Annotated in this window: 21 protein-coding genes and 1 other RNA gene; 17 read left to right on the forward strand and 5 right to left on the reverse strand. The window is 35.2% G+C overall.

What is annotated here, in order from left to right; genetic code table 11:
* Nucleotides 1-2: 2 nt before the first annotated feature.
* Nucleotides 3-515: an adenine phosphoribosyltransferase gene (locus ID741_RS11020; protein ID WP_218325220.1), complete on the forward strand. Its 513-nt coding sequence runs from the start codon at nt 3-5 to the stop codon at nt 513-515.
* A 41-nt stretch (nt 516-556) separates the two neighbouring features.
* On the opposite strand, the gene ID741_RS11025 is transcribed toward ID741_RS11020, so the two are convergent.
* Both ID741_RS11025 and lexA read right to left on the reverse strand, forming a co-directional pair.
* On the reverse strand, nt 557-829 hold the full coding sequence (locus ID741_RS11025; RefSeq protein WP_218325221.1) for a hypothetical protein: 273 nt from the start codon (nt 827-829) through the stop codon (nt 557-559).
* Nucleotides 830-945: 116 nt separating this feature from the next.
* Complete coding sequence (gene lexA, locus ID741_RS11030; protein WP_218325222.1) at nt 946-1,569, reverse strand: transcriptional repressor LexA; 624 nt, start codon at nt 1,567-1,569, stop codon at nt 946-948.
* Between the two features lie 132 nt (nt 1,570-1,701).
* On the opposite strand from lexA, the gene ID741_RS11035 reads away from it, so the two are divergent.
* From ID741_RS11035 to nth, 9 genes are all read left to right on the forward strand, one after another.
* Complete coding sequence (locus ID741_RS11035) at nt 1,702-1,944, forward strand: DUF896 family protein (protein WP_218325223.1); 243 nt, start codon at nt 1,702-1,704, stop codon at nt 1,942-1,944.
* A 93-nt stretch (nt 1,945-2,037) separates the two neighbouring features.
* Nucleotides 2,038-4,032, forward strand: a complete 1,995-nt coding sequence (gene tkt, locus ID741_RS11040; protein ID WP_438719998.1) for a transketolase — start codon at nt 2,038-2,040, stop codon at nt 4,030-4,032.
* Nucleotides 4,033-4,233: 201 nt separating this feature from the next.
* On the forward strand, nt 4,234-5,067 hold the full coding sequence (locus ID741_RS11045; protein WP_438719999.1) for a glucosaminidase domain-containing protein: 834 nt from the start codon (nt 4,234-4,236) through the stop codon (nt 5,065-5,067).
* A 142-nt stretch (nt 5,068-5,209) separates the two neighbouring features.
* The gene (locus ID741_RS11050) at nt 5,210-5,644 is read left to right on the forward strand and encodes a Fur family transcriptional regulator (protein ID WP_218325226.1); all 435 of its coding nucleotides are present in this window, start codon (nt 5,210-5,212) and stop codon (nt 5,642-5,644) included.
* A 353-nt stretch (nt 5,645-5,997) separates the two neighbouring features.
* Nucleotides 5,998-7,107 (forward strand): alanine dehydrogenase, encoded by a 1,110-nt coding sequence (ald, locus tag ID741_RS11055; protein WP_438720000.1) that lies wholly within the window; start codon nt 5,998-6,000, stop codon nt 7,105-7,107.
* Nucleotides 7,107-8,114: a bifunctional threonine ammonia-lyase/L-serine ammonia-lyase TdcB gene (gene tdcB, locus ID741_RS11060; protein ID WP_218325228.1), complete on the forward strand. Its 1,008-nt coding sequence runs from the start codon at nt 7,107-7,109 to the stop codon at nt 8,112-8,114. The genes ald and tdcB overlap by 1 nt, the downstream gene beginning before the upstream one ends.
* A 295-nt stretch (nt 8,115-8,409) precedes the next feature.
* On the forward strand, nt 8,410-9,753 hold the full coding sequence (locus ID741_RS11065) for an FAD-dependent oxidoreductase (protein WP_438720001.1): 1,344 nt from the start codon (nt 8,410-8,412) through the stop codon (nt 9,751-9,753).
* 83 nt (nt 9,754-9,836) lie between these two features.
* Nucleotides 9,837-10,538 (forward strand): DnaD domain protein, encoded by a 702-nt coding sequence (locus ID741_RS11070; protein WP_218325230.1) that lies wholly within the window; start codon nt 9,837-9,839, stop codon nt 10,536-10,538.
* A gap of 1 nt (nt 10,539) precedes the next feature.
* On the forward strand, nt 10,540-11,196 hold the full coding sequence (nth, locus tag ID741_RS11075; RefSeq protein ID WP_438720002.1) for an endonuclease III: 657 nt from the start codon (nt 10,540-10,542) through the stop codon (nt 11,194-11,196).
* 16 nt (nt 11,197-11,212) lie between these two features.
* On the opposite strand, the gene ID741_RS11080 is transcribed toward nth, so the two are convergent.
* Together ID741_RS11080 and recU are read right to left on the reverse strand one after the other, a co-directional pair.
* Nucleotides 11,213-13,516 carry a PBP1A family penicillin-binding protein gene (locus ID741_RS11080; RefSeq protein WP_438720003.1) on the reverse strand — a complete coding sequence of 768 codons (2,304 nt, stop codon included), beginning with the start codon at nt 13,514-13,516 and terminating at the stop codon, nt 11,213-11,215.
* Between the two features lie 3 nt (nt 13,517-13,519).
* Nucleotides 13,520-14,131 (reverse strand): Holliday junction resolvase RecU, encoded by a 612-nt coding sequence (gene recU / locus ID741_RS11085; protein ID WP_438720004.1) that lies wholly within the window; start codon nt 14,129-14,131, stop codon nt 13,520-13,522.
* Between the two features lie 68 nt (nt 14,132-14,199).
* Between recU and ID741_RS11090 the strand changes: the two genes are divergently transcribed.
* The 5 genes from ID741_RS11090 to ID741_RS11110 all read left to right on the forward strand — a co-directional run bounded on the left by ID741_RS11090 (nt 14,200) and on the right by ID741_RS11110 (nt 17,542).
* Nucleotides 14,200-14,757, forward strand: a complete 558-nt coding sequence (locus ID741_RS11090; RefSeq protein ID WP_438720005.1) for a DUF1273 domain-containing protein — start codon at nt 14,200-14,202, stop codon at nt 14,755-14,757.
* 70 nt (nt 14,758-14,827) lie between these two features.
* Entirely contained in the window at nt 14,828-15,268 is a 441-nt protein-coding gene (gene gpsB / locus ID741_RS11095; protein WP_218325235.1) for a cell division regulator GpsB, read from the forward strand.
* An 18-nt stretch (nt 15,269-15,286) separates the two neighbouring features.
* An RNA gene (rnpB, locus tag ID741_RS11100) (RNase P RNA component class B) lies at nt 15,287-15,656 on the forward strand.
* 85 nt (nt 15,657-15,741) lie between these two features.
* The gene (locus ID741_RS11105) at nt 15,742-16,902 is read left to right on the forward strand and encodes a THUMP domain-containing class I SAM-dependent RNA methyltransferase (RefSeq protein WP_438720006.1); all 1,161 of its coding nucleotides are present in this window, start codon (nt 15,742-15,744) and stop codon (nt 16,900-16,902) included.
* The gene (locus ID741_RS11110; RefSeq protein WP_438720007.1) at nt 16,895-17,542 is read left to right on the forward strand and encodes an HD domain-containing protein; all 648 of its coding nucleotides are present in this window, start codon (nt 16,895-16,897) and stop codon (nt 17,540-17,542) included. Before ID741_RS11105 ends, ID741_RS11110 begins: the two co-directional genes overlap by 8 nt.
* 12 nt (nt 17,543-17,554) lie before the next feature.
* On the opposite strand, the gene ID741_RS11115 is transcribed toward ID741_RS11110, so the two are convergent.
* Nucleotides 17,555-17,869, reverse strand: a complete 315-nt coding sequence (locus tag ID741_RS11115; protein WP_438720008.1) for a hypothetical protein — start codon at nt 17,867-17,869, stop codon at nt 17,555-17,557.
* Between the two features lie 74 nt (nt 17,870-17,943).
* On the opposite strand from ID741_RS11115, the gene ID741_RS11120 reads away from it, so the two are divergent.
* On the forward strand, nt 17,944-19,119 hold the full coding sequence (locus tag ID741_RS11120; RefSeq protein WP_438720009.1) for a VanZ family protein: 1,176 nt from the start codon (nt 17,944-17,946) through the stop codon (nt 19,117-19,119).
* Complete coding sequence (locus ID741_RS11125; RefSeq protein ID WP_218325240.1) at nt 19,106-20,455, forward strand: DEAD/DEAH box helicase; 1,350 nt, start codon at nt 19,106-19,108, stop codon at nt 20,453-20,455. The genes ID741_RS11120 and ID741_RS11125 overlap by 14 nt, the downstream gene beginning before the upstream one ends.

Below are 20,455 nucleotides of genomic sequence, written 5' to 3' on the forward strand. Positions count from 1 at the left end.
AGATGAATTTGAAAGATTATGTGGCAAGTATTGAAGACTATCCTAAAGAGGGAATTGTTTTCCGTGATATTTCACCATTAATGGCAGACGGAGATGCTTACCGAGAAGCAACTAAGCAAATTGTTGATTATGCCAAAGAAAAGCAAATTGACATGGTTGTTGGGCCAGAAGCACGTGGTTTTATTGTTGGTTGCCCAGTGGCTTATGAATTAGGTGTTGGTTTTGCACCTGTTCGTAAACCTGGTAAACTTCCGAGAGAAACAATCGAAGTGGAATACGATAAAGAATATGGAACAGACACATTAACTCTTCACAGTGATGCGATCAAACCTGGACAACGGGTTTTAGTGACAGATGATTTATTAGCGACAGGTGGAACAGTTAAGGCGACGATCGAATTAATTGAACAACTTGGTGGGATTGTAGTCGGTTGTGCATTTTTAATCGAGTTAGAAGATTTACATGGCCGTGATAAAATTGCTAATTATGAAATTTTGACATTGATGGATTATTAAAAAATCAGCCAAAGCTATATGCAGCTTTGGCTGATTTTTTATTATGCTGATTTATGAAAATGATCGGTGTAATCATAAGGATTTACATAGTAGTAGTCTTCTCGTGGTTCATCTTCTGGATAATAATGTGGATTCATTTGTGCCATCTTGCGGCGTTTTTGCCGTTGTGCGTATCTCTTGTCATCCCAAAGCATGAACCAAGTCAAAAACAATCCCGAAAAGAACAGTACGTTAGCCAAAAGACTCAATTTTCCAATCAATAAACCTAACAATAAAACTGCAATAATTAGTCCAAAACGACGAATAGCTTTCATTTTTGATTCACTCCTTAAAAATATGTATAGAACAAGCGTTCGTATTTCTATTATACGAATGTTTGTTCGATTTGTAAAGAAAAAAATTAATCGGAGTTCCACCGATTAATTGATTCTTAAAAAATATGGTTTCGATATAAGCCAACGACTTTTCCTAAAATAGAGACATTTTCTAAAATAATAGGTGCCATGGTATCATTTTCTGGTTGTAAGCGAAAATGATCAGTCTCCCGATAAAATCTTTTACAAGTTGCTTCGTTTTCATCCGTCATCGCAATGACAATCTCTCCGTTAACAGCTGAAGCTTGTTTACGTACAATCACATGGTCACCGTCATAAATGCCAGCATTAATCATACTTTCTCCTCGAATCGTTAGCATAAACAAACTGCCATCTTCACTTGATAAATCTGGCGGCACAGGGAAAAAGTCAGATGCTTCTTCTACCGCGAGAATCGGTTCGCCTGCTGTAACGACGCCTAACATTGGTATGACTTTTGGTGCAGCACCAATCTTTTCTAATCCCGTGATCGTTAATTCTATTGCTCTAGGCTTTGTTGGATCTCGTTGAATCCAGCCTTTTTTTTCAAGTCTTGCTAAATGACCGTGAACAGTTGAAGTCGATGATAAGTTCACCGCTTCTCCAATCTCACGAACGGTTGGCGGGTAACCTTTGAATTCAACCCGTTCATGGATAAAACGAAGAACTTCTAATTGTTTCGTCTCGGTTCTCTTTGCCATGATCACACCTCTTTCTATAAACAAAGTTTAGCATAGAATAAAAAATCAAACAAGCGTTCGTATTTATTTTTCTATTCTAATTATTATTTTTTGAATTTTTATGTATAATATAGTCAAAGTGAGGTGTATAGAATGCTTTCTGAAGAAAAAATTGCTCGTATCAATGAGTTAGCAAAAAAGAAAAAAACAAGTGGATTGTCTGATGAAGAAACAAAAGAACAAAAGGAATTACGTGAAGAGTATTTGCAATCTGTTCGTGGTGGGATGAGACATCATATTGAAGGGATGAAGGTAGTCGATCCTGATGGAAAAGATGTTACACCTGATAAATTGAAGAAAATTCAAAAAGAAAAAGGACTGCATAATAGAAAATAATCATGCATTTCTATATTGAATAACCGTATTAAATCGGTTACAATGAAATTTGTAATAATAAAAGTATTTAGCACCAAAAAGGAGGAAAAGTTTTTGTTCGACAAAACAGATCAACTAGGTGTCAACACCATCCGTACATTAAGTATTGAAGCAATTCAAAAAGCCAATTCAGGTCATCCAGGTTTACCAATGGGTGCTGCACCTATGGCTTATGCATTATGGACAAAACATTTGAACATCAATCCAGCAACTTCATTAAACTGGCCAAATCGTGACCGTTTTATTTTATCTGCAGGACACGGTTCAGCAATGCTTTATAGCTTGCTTCATTTAGCAGGATTTAATGTTACTATTGATGATTTGAAAAATTTCCGTCAATGGGAAAGTAAAACACCAGGGCATCCGGAATACCATTTTACTGATGGCGTCGAAGCAACAACTGGTCCTTTAGGCCAAGGAATTGCCATGGCTGTCGGGATGGCAATGGCTGAAGCACATCTAGCTGCTACTTATAACCGAGACAGTTTTAAAGTGATGGATCATTATACTTACACGCTTGTTGGTGATGGTGATTTAATGGAAGGTGTCTCACAAGAAGCTAGTTCTATGGCTGGTCATATGAAACTTGGCAAATTAATTGCTTTATATGATTCAAACGATATTTCATTAGATGGTCCAACCAATAAAGCTTTTACCGAAAATGTTGGTGCTCGCTATGAAGCTTATGGTTGGCAACATATTTTAGTAAAAGATGGTAATGATTTAGAAGCCATTTCAAAAGCGATTGAAGAAGCAAAAGCTGAAACTGAAAAACCAACTTTGATTGAAGTTAAAACAGTTATTGGATTTGGCGCTCCAGATGAAGGAACTAGTAAAGTTCATGGGGCACCATTAGGAGCAGAAGGTATTGACGTGGCGAAAGCAGTCTATGGTTGGGAATATCCTGATTTTACAGTGCCTGAAGAAGTAGCTGCACGTTTTAAAGCAGATATTCAAGATAAAGGTGCAAAAGCCGAAGCTGATTGGGATGAAATGTTTGCTAATTATGCTAATGTTCATTCTGAATTAGCAAAGCAATTTAAAGATGCTTTCAACAATGTTTTACCTGAAAATTGGGATGAAGCTATTCCTGTTTATGAAGAAGGTTCAAGTCAAGCGAGCCGCGTATCTAGTAAAGATGTGATTCAAGGAATTGCTAAGAATTTACCAACTTTCTGGGGCGGATCTGCTGATTTATCTGGTTCAAATAATACAACAATTGCAGATGAAAAAGAATTCCAACCAGGTTCTTACGAAGGACGTAATATTTGGTTTGGTGTTCGTGAATTTGCAATGGCGGCAGCTATGAACGGTATTCATCTACATGGTGGGACAAGAGTTTATGGCGGAACATTCTTTGTTTTCGTTGATTATCTTCGTCCAGCGGTTCGTTTATCTGCGATTCAAGGTTTACCAGTCACTTATGTCTTAACACATGACTCAGTAGCGGTTGGTGAAGATGGACCGACTCATGAACCAATCGAACAATTAGCCAGTATGCGTGCAATGCCAAATGTTCAAGTAATTCGTCCAGCTGATGGTAACGAAACAGCAGCAGCTTGGAGAGTGGCTATCGAAACAAATGATAAACCAACAATTTTAGTTTTAAGCCGTCAAAACTTACCAGTCTTACCAAATAGCAAAGAAATTACTGATGCTGGCGTGAAACACGGTGGATATGTCGTGTCTAAACAAGCTGGTGAAACACCAGAAGGGATTTTAATTGCAACTGGTTCTGAAGTAAGCTTAGCAATCGAAGCGCAAAAAGTTCTGAAAGAACAAGGCAAAGATGTTTCTGTCGTATCATTACCAAGTTTTGATTTATTTGAAGCACAAGATGCAGCTTATAAAGAATCTGTTCTACCTAAATCAGTTAAAAAACGTGTAGCAATTGAAGCTGGTTCAAGTTTTGGTTGGGAACGGTATGCAACGACTGAAGGAACAACGATTACGATTGATCATTTTGGTGCCTCAGCACCTGGACCATTTGTATTAGAACAATTTGGTTTCACAACTGAAAATGTGGTAAATACATTTAACCAATTATAAAAAAATATCTGAAGGAAGTAACCTATTAAAGGTTGCTTCTTTTTTATTACGAAATTAAAATTTAGTTGCTTAATGATTACAGATGTTACACTCTTTTAACAAATCCATCAAAATATTTTGAAACGTTTGTGAATTATTTCTTGATGACCTATAATTATTATGAAAATAAAAGGATAATTAGGGAATAATTTGGAGGTACCAATGAATCAATATAAAACACGTAGTGAAAAACATCTAATTAAAAAGATGAGAAGAAAAACTATTGCAAAAAAGTCATTTGTATTGGCAGGAACGACTTTAGCGATTTCACCAATTGCAGTTAGTTTAAGTAATCATAGTTTGGTTGCTCAAGCAGAAGAAGTTTCAAGTCAGTCTGCTTTTATTAATCAAATTGGTCAATCGGCAGTAACTATTTCAGCAAATCACGATTTGTACGCGTCAATTATGATTGCTCAAGCTCTAGTGGAAAGTGGTTACGGTTCGTCTTCATTGTCACAAGCACCATACTATAATTTATTTGGGGTAAAAGAATACAATGGTGGCGCATCTGTCAGTATGAGTACCCAAGAATACTTAAATGGTCAATGGGTAACGATGTCGGAACCGTTTGCCGTATATAATTCATATAATGAATCTTTTGAAGCGCATGCCGATCTTTTACAAGGAACTTATTATGCTGGGGCTTGGAAGAGTCACACGAGTAATTATCAAGAAGCAGCTTATTATCTACAAGGGCGTTATGCTACGGACCCAAGTTATGCCAGCAAACTAATTTCAATCATCCAAACTTATAATTTAACCCAATATGATACAGGTACTGCCGTTAACAATACAACTAATACAGCTCCCGCAACAGAAAGTACAGTAACTACTGAAACGAATGTAACAGCCACAACAAGTACTTACACTGTTGCAGCAGGAGATTCTTTATGGGGGATTGCATCTAGTCACGGAATTTCAGTTGATCAGTTATTAGCTAATAATGGTTTAAGTGCAGATTCCACATTATTACCAGGCCAACAACTTACAATTTAAAAATGATTAAAAAGTACTGAAATTTCAGTGCTTTTTATTTTGAAAAACTTGATTATATCAAGGAATTATCTATAATAAGCTGGCTTTTATTTAAAAAGAATAGTATTATTTAAGAAAGATTATAAAAAGGAGGTTTCCTTTCATGACAGAACAAACTGTAAACCACGCGATAGACGATTTAAAGGCTGGTGGTATTCGCATCACACCGCAACGTCATGCTATTTTAGAATACTTAATTACATATAAAAACCATCCAACTGCTGATGAGATATTTCAAGATTTAGAAAGTCGTTTTCCTAATATGAGTGTAGCAACGGTTTATAATAATTTAAGAAAATTTGTTAGTATCGGTATTGTTACAGAAATGAGTTATGGGGATACTGCTAGTCGATTTGACTATACTCAAAAAAAACATTACCATGCAATATGTAATGAATGTGGGAAAATTGAAGATTTTTCATATCCAGGATTAGAAGATGTAGAAATGGCTTCAAGTAAACTAACCGGCTTTCAAATAAATGAACATCGGCTAGAAGTTTATGGTATTTGTCCAGATTGTCAACAGAAAAATCAATAGGCTAAACAACTTTGCTCGAGATAAAAATCTCGAGCTTTTTCTTTGTCTTTTTATTGGAAATACGTGTAATATACACTTTAACAAATATAAAGCTTCTTCTGTTTTAATAACGATGGTAGCGGAATCATAATTTTTGTTTTTTTATAAAAAATAGAAAATGAAAAAAAGCTAATAAAAAAACGCACAAGCAGCAAGGGTTTTATGAATAATAAAAATTATTAATTAATTTAAAATGAAGACAGATGAGACAATGATAACATCTGAATCGTTTTCATTGCGTTGAGTTTTTATTGTGATATATTTTACATGTTAAAAGAAAACAATCAAAAAATAATTTATAGAGGTGAATGATTTTGAAAATTGGAGTTATTAAAGATCCAAAACAAGGTGAAGCTCGTGTAGGGATGACACCTGAAAATGTCAAAATTTTAGTTGAAGCAGGTAATGAAGTTTTAGTTGATAATAACGCTGGTGCTGGTTCAGGTTTTAATAACGATCAATATGAAGCGGCTGGCGGAAAAATTGTAGATACAGATACAGCATGGACTGCTGATTTAATTGTAAAAGTAAAAGAACCAATGGAAAGTGAATATCACTATTTTAAAAAAGGCCAAATTATTTGGGGATTTTTACATTTAGCAGCTAACAAAGCTTGTGTTGAAAAAATGATGGAAGTTGACGTAACAGCTTTATCTGGAGAAAACATTTCAATCGATGGCGTTTTAGAATTATTGAAACCAATGAGCGCAATTGCTGGACGTCGTGCTGTTAACTTAGGCCAATATTATTTAGAAAAACAACATGGTGGCGAAGGTATTTTATTACCAGGTATCGACGGTGTTGAAGCTGGAACAGTCGTTATTTTAGGCGGCGGTAATGCTGCTGAAAACTCTGCAGATATGGCTGTTGGTTTAGGTGCCCATGTAGTTATTTTAGAAGTAAATGAAAACCGGATCAAACAATTACAAGAACGTTACAAGAATGACAATGTTGAAGTCATTGTTTCTAATACCGAAAATTTAGAAAACCGGATTAAAGATGCAGATGTATTTATTTCAACTGTTTTAATTCCAGGTGCTCGCCCACCAAAATTAGTTAAAGAATATATGGTTGAATCAATGAAACCAGGTAGTGTGATTGTTGATATCGCAATTGACCAAGGTGGTACGGTTGAAACAATTGATAAACCAACCAACCATGCTGATCCAGTATTTACAAAACATGATGTAATTCATTACGCTGTTCCAAATATGCCAGGTGCTGTACCTCGTACAGCAACTATCGCATTGGCAAAAGGAAATATTTCATTCTTAAAAGAAGTTAGTGTTAAAGGATTAGACGAAGCATTGAAATCAGACAAAGAATTATTATCTGGTTTAAGCGTGTATAACGGAAAAGTAGTTTCAAAAGCTTTAGCAGATTCAATTGATGTAGAATACACAGAAGTGGGAGATGTTTTGTAATGACAAGAATTGCGACAGATTTACCAGTAACGATTGAAGATATTCATGAAGCAAAGAACGTGGTAAAGCAATATGGTCGTAAAACACCATTGATTCAATCAATGTTTCTAACTGCCAAAACTGGCGGCGAAGTTTATTTGAAATTAGAAAATATGCAATTAACTGGCTCATTTAAATTCCGTGGGGCTTACAATAAAATTGCACATTTGACCGAAGAAGAAAAAAATCGCGGTGTTATTGCAGTTTCAGCAGGTAACCATGCCCAAGGTGTAGCGTTAACTTCTAAATTATTAGGAATTAAAAGCACTATCGTTATGCCAGTGACTGCACCAAAAGCTAAAGTTGAAGCAACTGAAGGCTATGGTTCAGAAGTAATTTTACATGGGGAAAGCTTTGATGAAGCAAGAGCTTACTGTGAAAAAATTGTTGAAGAAACTGGTGTGACTTATATCGCACCTTACGATGATGAATACGTAATGGCTGGTCAAGGAACAATTGGTTTAGAAATTTTAGATGATTTATGGGATGTTGATACTGTATTAGTTCCTGTCGGCGGTGGTGGATTAATCGCTGGGATTGCAGTAGCTTTGAAAACATTTAACCCACATATTAATATTATCGGTGTCCAAGCTGAAAATATTCATGGTATGACTGCCTCTTATGAAGCTGGAAAAATTGTTTCTCATAAAGAAGCAGCAACTATTGCTGATGGTACTGCAGTAGCAGTTCCAGGAACACTAACGTTTGAAGTAGTAGAAGCTTTAGTTGACGATATGGTTGTAGTTTCTGAAGAAGAAATTGAAGCTGCTATGAAAGACTTAATTCAACGGACTAAAATTGTTGTTGAAGGCTCTGGTGCACTTGCAACAGCAGCAATCCTAGCAGGTAAAGTGGATAAATATGTAAACAACAAAAAAGCAGTTTGTGTAGTATCTGGTGGTAACGTTGATTTAAAACGGATCATCGATGTGATTGGTCACTTCTCAGTTGCAAACGAATTAAAATAAACTTTGAACTTAAAAGCATTCTCTCCTCCGTATTTAAAAGAGGAGAGAATGCTTTTTTTATTTACATACAAAAGGGTAATTTATTAGAATTATTTCTAAACGATATTATCTAATCAAGAATAATAGTTCGAAAATATAAATTTTTTGATTTTAAATGATGAATAAATACAGATGATTAATGTGTTTTAGTATTTGTACTTTAGTGAGCAAAAAAATAGGGCTTGCTGCGCTAGTTTGTTATACTTTTCTTGTGCAAAAAGGCGCAAATTTCTAAATAATAGAAAGAGGGAATGGAATGAAAGTAGTAGTAGTTGGCTGTACCCATGCAGGAACAGCTGCAGTAAAGAGTATTTTAGAAAATCACCCGGAGGCAGAAGTAACCGTTTTTGAACGGAATGATAATATCTCTTTCTTGTCTTGCGGGATTGCATTATATGTCGGTGGTGTTGTGAAAGATCCAGCAGGCTTGTTTTATTCAAACCCTGAAGAACTGGCTTCACTAGGTGCAACTGTACACATGGAACACGATGTGACAAAGGTTGATACCGATGCAAAAACTGTAACTGCTAAAAATTTAAAAGACAATGAAGTACAAACAGTCTCTTATGATAAATTAGTCATGACCACCGGTTCTTGGCCGATTATTCCACCAATTAAAGGCATTGATTCAGAAAATATTTTATTATGTAAAAACTATAATCAAGCCAATGAAATTATTGCTTCATCAACCGATGCAAAAAGAGTTGTTGTTGTCGGTGGTGGTTATATTGGAATCGAATTAGTTGAAGCTTTCGCTGAAACTGGTAAAGAAGTCACCTTGATTGATGGGTTACCAAGAATTTTAAATAAATATTTAGATAAACCATTTACAGATGTATTAGAAGAAGAATTACGTCAAAAAGGTGTGAAGCTAGCATTAGGTGAAAATGTTAGCGAATTTGTCGCTAACATTGAGGGTAAAGTTGAAACGGTTGTGACGCCAAGTGATAGCTTTGAAGCTGATTTAGTTATTTTGTGTGTTGGATTTAAACCGAGTACTGACTTACTTAAAGACCAAGTGGAAATGTTACCAACTGGTGCTATTAAAGTGAATCAGTATATGCAAACAAGTAATCCAGATATTTTTTCAGCTGGTGATTCTACAATGGTTCATTACAATCCAAGCCACACAGAAAATTATATTCCACTAGCAACCAATGCAGTTCGTCAAGGTATGCTAGTCGGCAAAAACTTAGTAGAACCAACTGTTAAATATCGTGGTACTCAAGGAACTTCTGGCCTTTATTTGTTTGGTTGGAATATTGGGTCAACTGGTTTGACAGCAGAAAGTGCTAAAATTAACGGCGTTGATGTAAATGTGACAGTTTTCGAAGATAATTATCGACCTGAATTTATGCCAACAACAGAAAATATTTTAATGGAAATTGTTTCTGAAAAAGGTACAAATCGAATTGTTGGCGCACAATTTTTATCAAAATATGATATTACCCAAAGTGCTAACACGATGTCAGTTGTTATTCAAAATGAAATGACTTTGGAAGACTTAGCATTACAAGATTTCTTCTTCCAGCCACATTTTGATCGTCCATGGAATTACTTGAATTTATTGGCACAAGCGGCTTTGAAAAATATTAAATAAATTTTCCAGCAGTGACTCTTTAGTTGCTGCTGTTTTTCTTAGCCTATTTGGTGTAAACTCAAATGAGAAATGGAGGAAGATAGATGATTTCCTTAGATGAATATTTAGCCGCTGGACAAACGACTGTCTCAAATTTACTTTTAAAAAATTATCGTAGGTTAGGCTTAAATACCAATGAGTTCATGCTTTGGTTGCAATTATATGTTGAAAACCAAACGGGAAATATTTTTCCTGATATGACAGAGATTGCCCGTAGAATTGGTTTACCAGCTGATCAAATTTATCAAATTTTAAATAGCATTATCGGCAAAGGATTTGTAGCATTGGAATCAAAAAAAGATGAAGCAGGTCGCCAAGCCGATTATTATAACGTTTCATTAGCCTTTGATAAGTTAACAATATTGGTTGAACAAGAAAAGTTTAAGAAAACTGAAGATGCCCAACAAATTTCCCAAAAGAACATGTTCACCACCTTTGAAAAAGAATTTGGTCGTTCTTTATCACCAATAGAATATCAGAAAATTGGCTATTGGTTGGAAGAAGATGGTTATACGCCAGAATTAATTACTTTGGCGCTGCAAGAAGCCGTGCTAAATCAAGCCTACAATTTTAAATACATTGAAGCAGTTTTACAAAATTGGGAGAAAAAAAATATCCAAACCAAGCAACAAGTCATGGATGAACAAAAACGTAGAAAGCAGTTAATTCTACAAAAAGAAGAAGCGAATTACCAAGAAAATTTACCTGAAGTGTCGCTAGATGATTGGTTAAATGGGGAGGATTAGCATGCTTAGTCAGACAAAAACAATGGAAGCCATGAATTTAATGTACCAAATGTTTCCAGAGGCCCATGGTGAGCTGGTAGCAGCGACTCCTTTTCAATTAATTATTTCAGTTATCTTAAGTGCACAAGCTACGGATGTCTCTGTTAACAAAGCAACTCCGGTTTTATTTGAAAGCTATCCAGATGCAGTACATTTAGCAGCAGCACCAATCGAAGATATTATTGCTAAGATTAAGACAATCGGTTTATATCGAAATAAAGCCAAGAATATTAAAGCCTGTAGCCAAATGATTTTAACAGTTTTTGGTGGAGAAGTTCCAAAAACAAGAGAAGAGCTGGTTAAGCTACCAGGTGTCGGTAGAAAGACAGCTAATGTTGTTTTAGGGGATGCTTTTGATATTCCGGCCATCGCCGTGGATACCCATGTAGAACGGGTTAGCAAAAGACTTAGAATTTGTAAGCAAAGAGCATCGGTTTTAGAGGTAGAGGAAACATTAATGAAGAAAATTCCAGAAAATCTTTGGATAAAATCTCATCATACAATGATCTTTTTTGGAAGATATCATTGTACAGCCAGATCTCCTAAATGTCATTCATGTACTTTGCTTGATTTATGTCAAGAAGGAAAAAATAGACTAAAAGCCAACGGAAAAAAATAATTTCCGTTGGCTTTTTTCATGGGGTAGTTCCGGCATCGCCACCAGTTGGGTCATCGCCACCACCATCTACCGGAGGTGTGCTACTGCCAGTTCCATCATTATTAGTATTACCATTGTTTACACTTGAAGATGGAACTGTTTCATTGCCAGTAACTGAAGAGCTAGAATAATTGTTATAATCCTGAGCAGCAGAGCTTGATGAACTGCTGTTATCATAATAGTTATTGTAGCTAGATGTTGAATTATTGTAATAATTATTGTAACTAGTGCCATCTACTGAGTTAGAGGCGGTTGAACCATTTATATATAATTCTCCACCGACTCGACTGACATTACTTGGTTTTGTCCAGTCTGCGGGTGCTTGATCCTGAGAAACGTATTGCATCATATTTCGATAAAATAATTGTGCGATATTTTCTGAGGCGGTCGTAATCGGCGTCATTCGGTTACTATATCCTGTCCAAACAGAAAGTGCATAATTCGTTGTATATCCAGTAAAAGACACATCTGGTGAAATAGTTGAGTAATGAGGGATTTTCGCTAATTCCTCGGTACTGTAATTTGAAGTTCCAGTTTTACCGGCTTGAGTAACGTTATAAATTGAAGCATACGTACCTGAACCTTTTGTAATAACATCTTTTAAGACATCAGTGACCATGTAAGCAGTAGATTCTTCCATTGCTTTTTGACCAGCACTTGAAAAACTTTGAGTTGTTCCGTCTAAGTATTCAATATGGTCAATGTAAGAAGGTTTATAATAGGTCCCTCCATTTGAAAAAGCAGCATAAGCGGCAGCCATTTTTTCAGTAGAAATACCATATTTCGTTCCTTCTTGCGTTTCAGTATTACTAGAGATGGCATTAGAGGCCAAGATATCTTTATATTGAATACCTAATCCATTCAAAAATTCAGCTGATTTATCAGCTCCAACTTTTTCAAAGAGTTTTACAGCCGGAACATTACGTGAATCATATAGTGCTTGTCTTAAGGTAATGGTTCCCATATAAGAGTTATCCCAGTTGTTTACAGCCGTTTTGGTACCAGGATAATTATATTTAGCGTCGGTAATAGTTGCACCTGTCGAATATTGTAAGTATTCAAACGCCGGACCATAATCAGTAATTGGTTTAACAGTTGAACCTAAATCGCGATCCGTACTAACAGCTTGATTAAAACCTAAATATACATCATCAGCAATGTTTCTTCCGCCAATTTGAGCTGTTACATTACCAGTATTTACATCAACCATCGTAGCGGCTACTTGAAAATCATCATCAGGATAGGCAATCGTACCATCGGTATTATTGGCTAAATTATAGATGTAAGTTTGCTGATCCATATTTAAGTTAGTATGGACTTCTAATCCGTCTGTATAGACATCTTTATCAGTTTCTTCTTCAATTTGATTAATTACTTCTGTTAAATAGTTATCAACAATTTTTCGCGTAGTATTATCGCCTGTATTTAAAGGTTGCAGGCCTGCTTGAATATCAGTTGCGACAGCTTCATCATATTCTGATTGGGTGATTTTATCATTTTCGAGCATGGTGTATAAAACAGTATCTCGACGTTTTTTAGCAGCTTCTGCATGTTCATAAGGTTCATATGAATTTGGTGCTTGTGGTAGTCCAGCTAATAGGGCTGTCTCAGCAATTGATAAATCACTTAAATTTTTACCATAATAAGTTTCTGAAGCAGTTTTCATTCCGTATAATCCGTTACCCATATATACTTTATTAATATAATAAGTAAGGATTTCTTGTTTGCTTTTTTCTTTCTCTAAACGAGTAGCTAGCCATGCTTCTTGGGCTTTTCGTTTTAAGGTTTGATCGGATGCCTTGGTAGAAAAGACTGATAGTTTAACTAACTGTTGAGTTAAAGTACTACCGCCTTGTAAACCACCTGAATCAGAATTGGTGATGTTGTGTATTAAAGATCCGGCAATTCGAATTGGGTCAATACCGTGATGCTTATAGAAGCGTTGATCTTCGACAGAAACAATTGCATCGTCTAAGCGTTGAGGAATTTCTTCGCTGGTTGCTTTTTCTCGATTTTCTGAGCCAATATCTTCAAATAAATTACCATTAATGTCATAAAATTTTGAAGAAGCGGTAGAATCTAAACTTTTTTCAGTGATTGGTTCTGCGTCCTTTGCATAGTAAGCAAATACGCCAATCCCGCCAAGAACACCAATAAGAACTAAACCCACAAGTGCTGTCAGAATTTTTAGAATAATCGACCCAGACTTTCTCGTTTTTTTACCTTTTTTTACCTTAGTGGATGTCCCATGACTCTGATTGGAACGGCTTCGGTTGGCCATAAATTATAACTCCTTTTGTTGAATATATTGATTGACTGCATCCAAATAAGGAATTCTAGGTGCAATCTTAGTTGGAACTTCAATCCCTTTTTTTTCGATGATTGATAGTGGAAGAGATTTTTTTCCATCTTTTTGTTGATGCCAATAATAAATTAAATCTTCGCTAGCAAAAAAGAAGCAGCGTTTTAGACTAGAAAACCACAAAAGGACAAAGCATATGCCATTTTGCTTAAGACATCTTTCCATATGAATAATCTGATGTTCATGAAAATTCTTAAAAGGAAAAGAAGTTTTGTTTTTGGTTTCCTTTGCTTCGAAATCCAAATAATGCCCGTTGTAAACACCATTATAATCGGTTGTTGAAGGTTGTCTGAAATAGGCCTCTTTAATGACGGCGGCACTTCTCTTAGGGTAATCAACCTTAACAATTTGTAAAGGGGTTGGCTTTTTATGGATAACAGCTATATCATAGTTTAAGTAATACTCATTACTCAAATTGATTGCTTCTTCAAAGCGCATTCCGCGGTTAGCAAAATTTGGTTTCTTTTTTTCATTTTTTTCAGAAGAAGTCTTATGATTACTGAAAAGTTGACCGTTGGGATAATGAAAAGGCATTCCCATCACACTCCTAGGCTACATTATAACAAATTTTTGTCTTTTGTACTGAAAGTAGAGGAAAATTTATGAATCAAATCATTAAAAAAATTTATATTACTGGATATCAAAGCTATGAATTAGGAATTTTTACTGAAAAAGACCCTAAAGTTGCAGTCATTAAGAATGTTTTAAAAAATCAAATTATTCAATTAATCGAGAATGGATTGGAGTGGATAATGATTTCTGGTGCTTTAGGGTGCGAACTATGGGCAGGACAGATTATAAATGATTTGAAACAACAATACCCAGAAATAAAACTGGCTGTCATTTTTCCCTTTAAAGATTTTGGTTCTAATTGGAACGAAGCCAATCAGTTGTTATTGCAAACAGTTGTTAGTCAGGCTGACTTTGTAGATTCAGTCAGTCATAAACCATATGAGAATCCTAGTCAATTTAAGAATCATATAAATTTTTTATTACAACATACTGATGCAAGTTTAATTGTTTACGATCAAGAATATCCGGGTAAAACACGCTATTTTCTAAGGGATGTAGAAAATTTTCAAAAGAATAAAACCTATCAAATTTTTCCAATCACAATGGACGATCTTGAAAATTCAGTATATTTGGGGGATAGTGTTTGATTTACGAACGTTTATCGGCTAGAATATATTGGAGAACAAATGAAGTTAATGATATTAATGAGGTGGAAAAATGGCGAAATTAACGTACACTCCAAATGATATTTTGGAACAAGATTTCAAAACAAAAATGCGTGGTTACGACCCAATTGAAGTGGATGAATTTTTAGACAATATTATCAAGGATTACGAAGAGTACAATAAAGAAATTTTAGCTTTAAAAGAAGAAAACGACCGTCTAAAAGCGCGAGTTGAGCAATTGTCAAAAACACAATCGACTGCTGGATCAGCTGCGACCGCTCCAACTACTCCGCAACCAAGAACAAAAGAAGCGGCTCCTAAGGGATCTGCTGTAACAAACTTTGACATTTTAAAACGCTTGTCAAATCTTGAAAGAGAAGTTTTCGGAAAAAAATTAGATCAACAAGCAAAGGTTACAGGTAATACGCGGACTGATTTAAGAAAAAACTACACTCAAGCAGATGATGACAATGAAAAAACGCGCCAATTTTAATCTAGTATAATAATTGCAATTTTTGGGTAATCGCGGTGTATTCTTAATATGCTGAGGAAAGTCCATGCTCGCACAGTCTGAGATGCCTGTAGTGTTCGTGCTTAGCGAAACCATAAGCTAAGGTACCAATTATTTTGGTAACGGCAGAAAAACAAGCTAAGGAGAAATCTATGCTTTAGTATTCTTGAAAGTGCCACAGTGACGAAGCATTTTGAGAAATCAAAATGGTGGAACGCGGTAAACCCCTCGAGCGAGCAACCCAAACAATGGTAGGGGCGCTTTTTCTAAGGAAATGAACGATGAAAGAGCCGAATAATTTCGGAGATAGATGATTACCACTGAACTTGTTTACCTGAAACAAGGAATGTACAAAACATGGCTTACAGAAAATTGCAAGATTCAGGAAACCTTCCAACTTTGCTTGTGAAGGTTTTTTTTACGAAAAGAATAAGATGGAATAAATAGGAGATATTATGACGAAACAATATAATTTAATTGCCACAGCAGCAGCGGGAATCGAAGCGCTAGTTGGTAAGGAATTGCGAAATTTAGGAATTGATTGCGAAGTAGAAAATGGTCGCGCTCGTTTCAGTGGAGATTTAGAGACCATTGCTACAACAAATCTATGGCTCAGAACGGCAGACCGGGTAAAAATTATCGCTGGAGAATTTGATGCTTTTACTTTTGACGAATTATTTGAGCAAGTAAAGGCTATTCCATGGGAAGACTATTTACCTTACGATGCAGAATTTCCGGTGGCTGGGCGTAGTATCAAATCCAAATTATATAGCGTTCCGGATTGCCAAGCGATTACAAAAAAAGCCATTGTGGAACGCTTAAAAGAGGTCTATCATCGTCCTGCGCGAGTACCATTGCCAGAAACTGGCGCATTTTTTCAATTGGAAGTTGCTTTACTAAAAGATCACGTAGTGTTGACGATAGACACAACTGGACCGTCGTTGTTTAAACGCGGCTACCGTTTGGAAAAAGGTGGTGCGCCGTTAAAAGAAAATATGGCAGCTGCTTTGATTGAATTAACTAATTGGCGTAAGGATCGTCCTTTCTATGATCCAGTTTGTGGTTCCGGAACGCTTTGTATTGAAGCGGCTTTAATTGGTCATAATATTGCTCCAGGCTTTAATCGTTCTTTTGCCTGTGAAAAATGGGATTGGGTCGACAGCGATATTTTTGAGAAAGTCCGTGCAAAAGCAGACGAGCAAGCGGATTATGAGATTGAATTAGATATTACTGGTTCTGATATTAATGGAAGAATGATTGAAATTGCTAAAGCAAATGCGGAAGAGATTGGTCTAGGAGATTCGATTACCTTTAAACAACAAGCAGTCAAAGATTTCAAAACGGATAAAGAATATGGGGTAATTGTTGCCAATCCGCCTTATGGTGAACGGTTAGGTGAAGAAGCGAGTGTGCGCCAACTTTATAAAGAAATGGGTGAAGTCTTTCGTCCTCTTGAAACATGGAGTAAATATATTTTAACTAGCGACTTAACTTTTGAAGAGTTTTATGGTGCAAAAACTACTAAGAAAAGAAAACTATACAATGGTGCGATCAGAACTGACTTGTTCCAATACTGGGGAAAACGTCCACCTCGTAAGGGAAAAAAAGATGAATAAAGAATTAACAGCTATAAAAGATTATAGCTTTCAAAAATTAAGTAATGAAAAAAGTGGACATGATTTTTTTCATAGTCAAAGAGTAGCTAAAATCGCTAAAAAAATAGCAGTTAAAGAATCAGCCAATCAAGAATTAGTTGTTGCGGCAGGTTATTTACATGATGTAATTGATGATAAGGTTGCTTTAGATCCGTTGGCTGAAAAGAAAGCAATTGAACAACTATTACACTCATTAGGTTGGAACAAGGAGAAAATTGATGAACTCTTTATGATTATTGAAAATATATCTTTTTCAAAAGAGCTGGAGTCAGGTAAAAAAACATTAACTTTAGAAGGTGAAATCGTCCAAGATGCTGACCGTATCGATGCTTTAGGTGCAATCGGTATTATGCGAACAGCATATTATGGAGGAGCTCATCAAAATATTCTTTATGATCCAGCAATAAAACCAAGAGATTTAACAAGTAAAAAAATGTATCGCGATGAAAATACGGTCATTAATCATTTTTACGAAAAATTATTAAAATTGCCAGCATTGATGAATACTGAGGCAGGGAAAAATGAAGCAAAGCGCAGAAAAGAGTTCATGGAAAATTTTTTAATGGAATTTTATCATGAATGGGAGAACGAAAAAGAATAACAGGCGAGCCTGTTATTCTTTTTTTCTGAATTGAGTAAATAAAAAGATGAGATTTATCAATGTTAAAATAAGTCCTAAGATGAAGGGAAGTAACAGTAAATTTGCAGAATAACCAAAATTATTTTGAAATTCACTGGTTGAGTTGGTGCTGATAATACTACGGCTGTAGTGATAAACTTGATAACTAAAAGTTGCTAGAAAAACTGATATCAAAGTCAAAACAAAGCGACGATAATCAGCAAACTTTTCTTTTTTGATCAAAGTGAATATGATGTAACCAGCAAGTAAAAAAATGGGTACACCAAAAGCAAAATATGGATTTAACATGATGAGGCCTCCTTATGAATAGTTTTCCTCATTGTTTTTAAATAGTCAAGCAAAAATTTTAAGGATGTGTGAATATGTTCTCAGCTTATACCGGACCAATCAAAACTGCAATTTTACTTTTTCCTTTTTTAGCATTACTAGTTAGCGCACCAATTTTAATTTTCTATTATCGTAAATATGGCGAATTAGGTAAATTTCGTAGTTTAGTTATTTATTCTTTTGTCTTTTATTTATTGACAGCTTATTTTTTAGTCATATTACCTTTGCCGTCTGTTGAAACGGTAAGCCAAATGACTGGACCACGTATGCAACTGCATTTATTTCAATCAGAAATTGACTTTTTCCATCAAACGGTCTTTCGTATAAATGACACCAGCACGTATCTTCCTGCTATAAAACAAAGTGTATTCTTAGAGCCTATTTTTAATTTAGCATTATTTTTTCCGTTAGGAGTCTATTGTCGTTATTATTTCAAATTTTCATGGAAAAAAACTATCTTGATAAGTTTTTGTTTGTCCTTATTTTTTGAGTTGACTCAGTTAAGTGGCTTGTATTTTATTTATCCTAGACCTTACCGTCTATTTGATGTAGATGATTTATTACACAACACACTTGGTGGTGGAATAGGTTACCTAATCGCACCATTGATTACATTTTTCTTACCAAGCCGTGAAGAGCTAGATTTAGAATCATTGGAGGATGGAAAAAAAGTTTCTTTGATTCGGCGAACGGTTGCTTTTTTGATTGATTGGTTTATTGTAGGAATCATTTTTGATTTAGTCCCTACTCTAATCAATTTAATTGCACCAAATCCGCTAACGAATTATCTTGCATCGGACACTAATAGCTTTATCTTTACCCTAAAAGTAATTTTATATTTTATTTTGTTTACTTATTTCTGGCGGGGCAAGACATTTGGTAAAAAAATTGTTAAAATACAAGTTATGGAAGAAAATCGTTCCCGGATATCTTTATGGGGATTAATTAAGCGTTATGGATTATTTTATTTATTGATACGTTATGATTTGGATATTTTTAATTATTCAATCAATCAGTTGACTACGGCTGATAGTACCGGTTTAATTATCCATATCGGTTTAGCTTTCATCAGTTTAGGCATTTTATTATTATTTGTCTTTAATCTTTTATATGCTTTTATTAGAGGAAAACATCGTTTATTCCATGAAAAAGCCAGTCGTACGTATACAATTAGCACAATCAGAGAAGAGGGAACAAATGGCGAACTTTAAAGCCTTTAACTTTCAGCCTTTTATTTTAGAAGCTTTAGCTGAAATTCATTTTAACGAACCAACTGTAGTACAAGAAAAATTAATTCCTTTAATTAAAAAAGGGAAAAACGTTGTAGGACAATCGCAAACGGGTTCTGGTAAAACCCACACTTTCTTATTGCCTTTATTTGATAAAATCAAACCAGATGTCGATCAAGTCCAAGTATTGATTACGGCACCTAGTCGTGAATTAGCCAATCAAATCTATCAAGCTGCAATTCAAATTGCCAAACATGCACCAACTGAAATTCGGGTAACTAATTTTGTTGGTGGAACTGATAAGAAAAGACAAATTGAAAAATTGCAGCATCATCAACCACATGTTGTAATCGGCACTCCTGGAAGAATTTTAGATATGATGAATGAGCAAGCGTTAAAAGTTCATACGGCAGAATATTTTGTTGTTGATGAGGCAGATATGACTTTAGATATGGGATTTTTAAAAGAAGTCGATCAAATTGCAGGTCGTTTGCCTAAAAATCTTCAAATGCTCGTCTTTTCAGCAACTATTCCAGAAAGCTTGCGACCATTCTTATTAAAATACATGGAGAATCCAGTCATTGAAGAAATCAAAGCAAAAGCTGTAATTTCTGATACAGTCGATAATTGGTTGATTTCAACCAAAGGAAAAGATAAGAACAAAATTATCTATGATTTACTGACTGTCGGTCATCCTTATTTAGCAATTGTTTTTGCCAACACCAAACAGCGTGTGGATGAAATTAGTGACTATTTGAAGAGTCAAGGACTAAAAATTGCAAAAATCCATGGTGATATTTCTCCTCGCGAACGGAAAAGAGTCATGCGTCAAGTTCAGAATATGGACTATCAATATGTAGTAGCAACTGATTTAGCTGCACGAGGAATTGATATTGAAGGGGTTTCTCACGTGATTAATGCAGAAATTCCTAATGACTTAACATTTTTCATTCATCGTGTTGGACGAACAGGACGTAATGGTTTGTCTGGTACCGCAATTACTTTATATGATCCAAGTGATGATTTGGCAATAACTGAACTTGAAAAAATGGGTGTTAGTTTTACACCAAAAGAAATTAAGAACGGTACAATCGTTGAGAGTTACGATCGAAATCGTCGACTTAAACGTGAAAAAAGTAAAGACGAACTAGATCCAACTTTAATCGGTTTAGTTAAAAAGAAAAAGAAAAAAATTAAACCTGGCTATAAGAAAAAAATTGATTGGGCGATTGCTGAATCGAACAAACAAAAACGACGTCAAGCAAAACGTCAAGAAATTAGAAACGTCAAAAAGAACAAAAAGAAATCGAATAATTAG

Source organism: Enterococcus sp. AZ103, from assembly GCF_051714685.1.
GTDB lineage: Bacteria > Bacillota > Bacilli > Lactobacillales > Enterococcaceae > Enterococcus_A > Enterococcus_A alishanensis.

Coding starts and splice junctions, on each gene's coding strand:
- ID741_RS11110 (WP_438720007.1), top strand. CDS start 16,895: ATGAATAAAGAATTAACAGCTATAAAAGATTATAGCTTTCAAAAATTA.
- ID741_RS11125 (WP_218325240.1), top strand. CDS start 19,106: ATGGCGAACTTTAAAGCCTTTAACTTTCAGCCTTTTATTTTAGAAGCT.
- ID741_RS11050 (WP_218325226.1), top strand. CDS start 5,210: ATGACAGAACAAACTGTAAACCACGCGATAGACGATTTAAAGGCTGGT.
- ID741_RS11065 (WP_438720001.1), top strand. CDS start 8,410: ATGAAAGTAGTAGTAGTTGGCTGTACCCATGCAGGAACAGCTGCAGTA.
- ID741_RS11120 (WP_438720009.1), top strand. CDS start 17,944: ATGTTCTCAGCTTATACCGGACCAATCAAAACTGCAATTTTACTTTTT.
- nth (WP_438720002.1), top strand. CDS start 10,540: ATGCTTAGTCAGACAAAAACAATGGAAGCCATGAATTTAATGTACCAA.
- lexA (WP_218325222.1), bottom strand. CDS start 1,569: ATGGCAAAGAGAACCGAGACGAAACAATTAGAAGTTCTTCGTTTTATC.
- ID741_RS11090 (WP_438720005.1), top strand. CDS start 14,200: ATGAATCAAATCATTAAAAAAATTTATATTACTGGATATCAAAGCTAT.
- ID741_RS11070 (WP_218325230.1), top strand. CDS start 9,837: ATGATTTCCTTAGATGAATATTTAGCCGCTGGACAAACGACTGTCTCA.
- gpsB (WP_218325235.1), top strand. CDS start 14,828: ATGGCGAAATTAACGTACACTCCAAATGATATTTTGGAACAAGATTTC.
- ID741_RS11025 (WP_218325221.1), bottom strand. CDS start 829: ATGAAAGCTATTCGTCGTTTTGGACTAATTATTGCAGTTTTATTGTTA.
- recU (WP_438720004.1), bottom strand. CDS start 14,131: ATGCCTTTTCATTATCCCAACGGTCAACTTTTCAGTAATCATAAGACT.
- ID741_RS11105 (WP_438720006.1), top strand. CDS start 15,742: ATGACGAAACAATATAATTTAATTGCCACAGCAGCAGCGGGAATCGAA.
- ID741_RS11020 (WP_218325220.1), top strand. CDS start 3: ATGAATTTGAAAGATTATGTGGCAAGTATTGAAGACTATCCTAAAGAG.
- ID741_RS11045 (WP_438719999.1), top strand. CDS start 4,234: ATGAATCAATATAAAACACGTAGTGAAAAACATCTAATTAAAAAGATG.
- ID741_RS11035 (WP_218325223.1), top strand. CDS start 1,702: ATGCTTTCTGAAGAAAAAATTGCTCGTATCAATGAGTTAGCAAAAAAG.
- ID741_RS11115 (WP_438720008.1), bottom strand. CDS start 17,869: ATGTTAAATCCATATTTTGCTTTTGGTGTACCCATTTTTTTACTTGCT.
- tdcB (WP_218325228.1), top strand. CDS start 7,107: ATGACAAGAATTGCGACAGATTTACCAGTAACGATTGAAGATATTCAT.
- ID741_RS11080 (WP_438720003.1), bottom strand. CDS start 13,516: ATGGCCAACCGAAGCCGTTCCAATCAGAGTCATGGGACATCCACTAAG.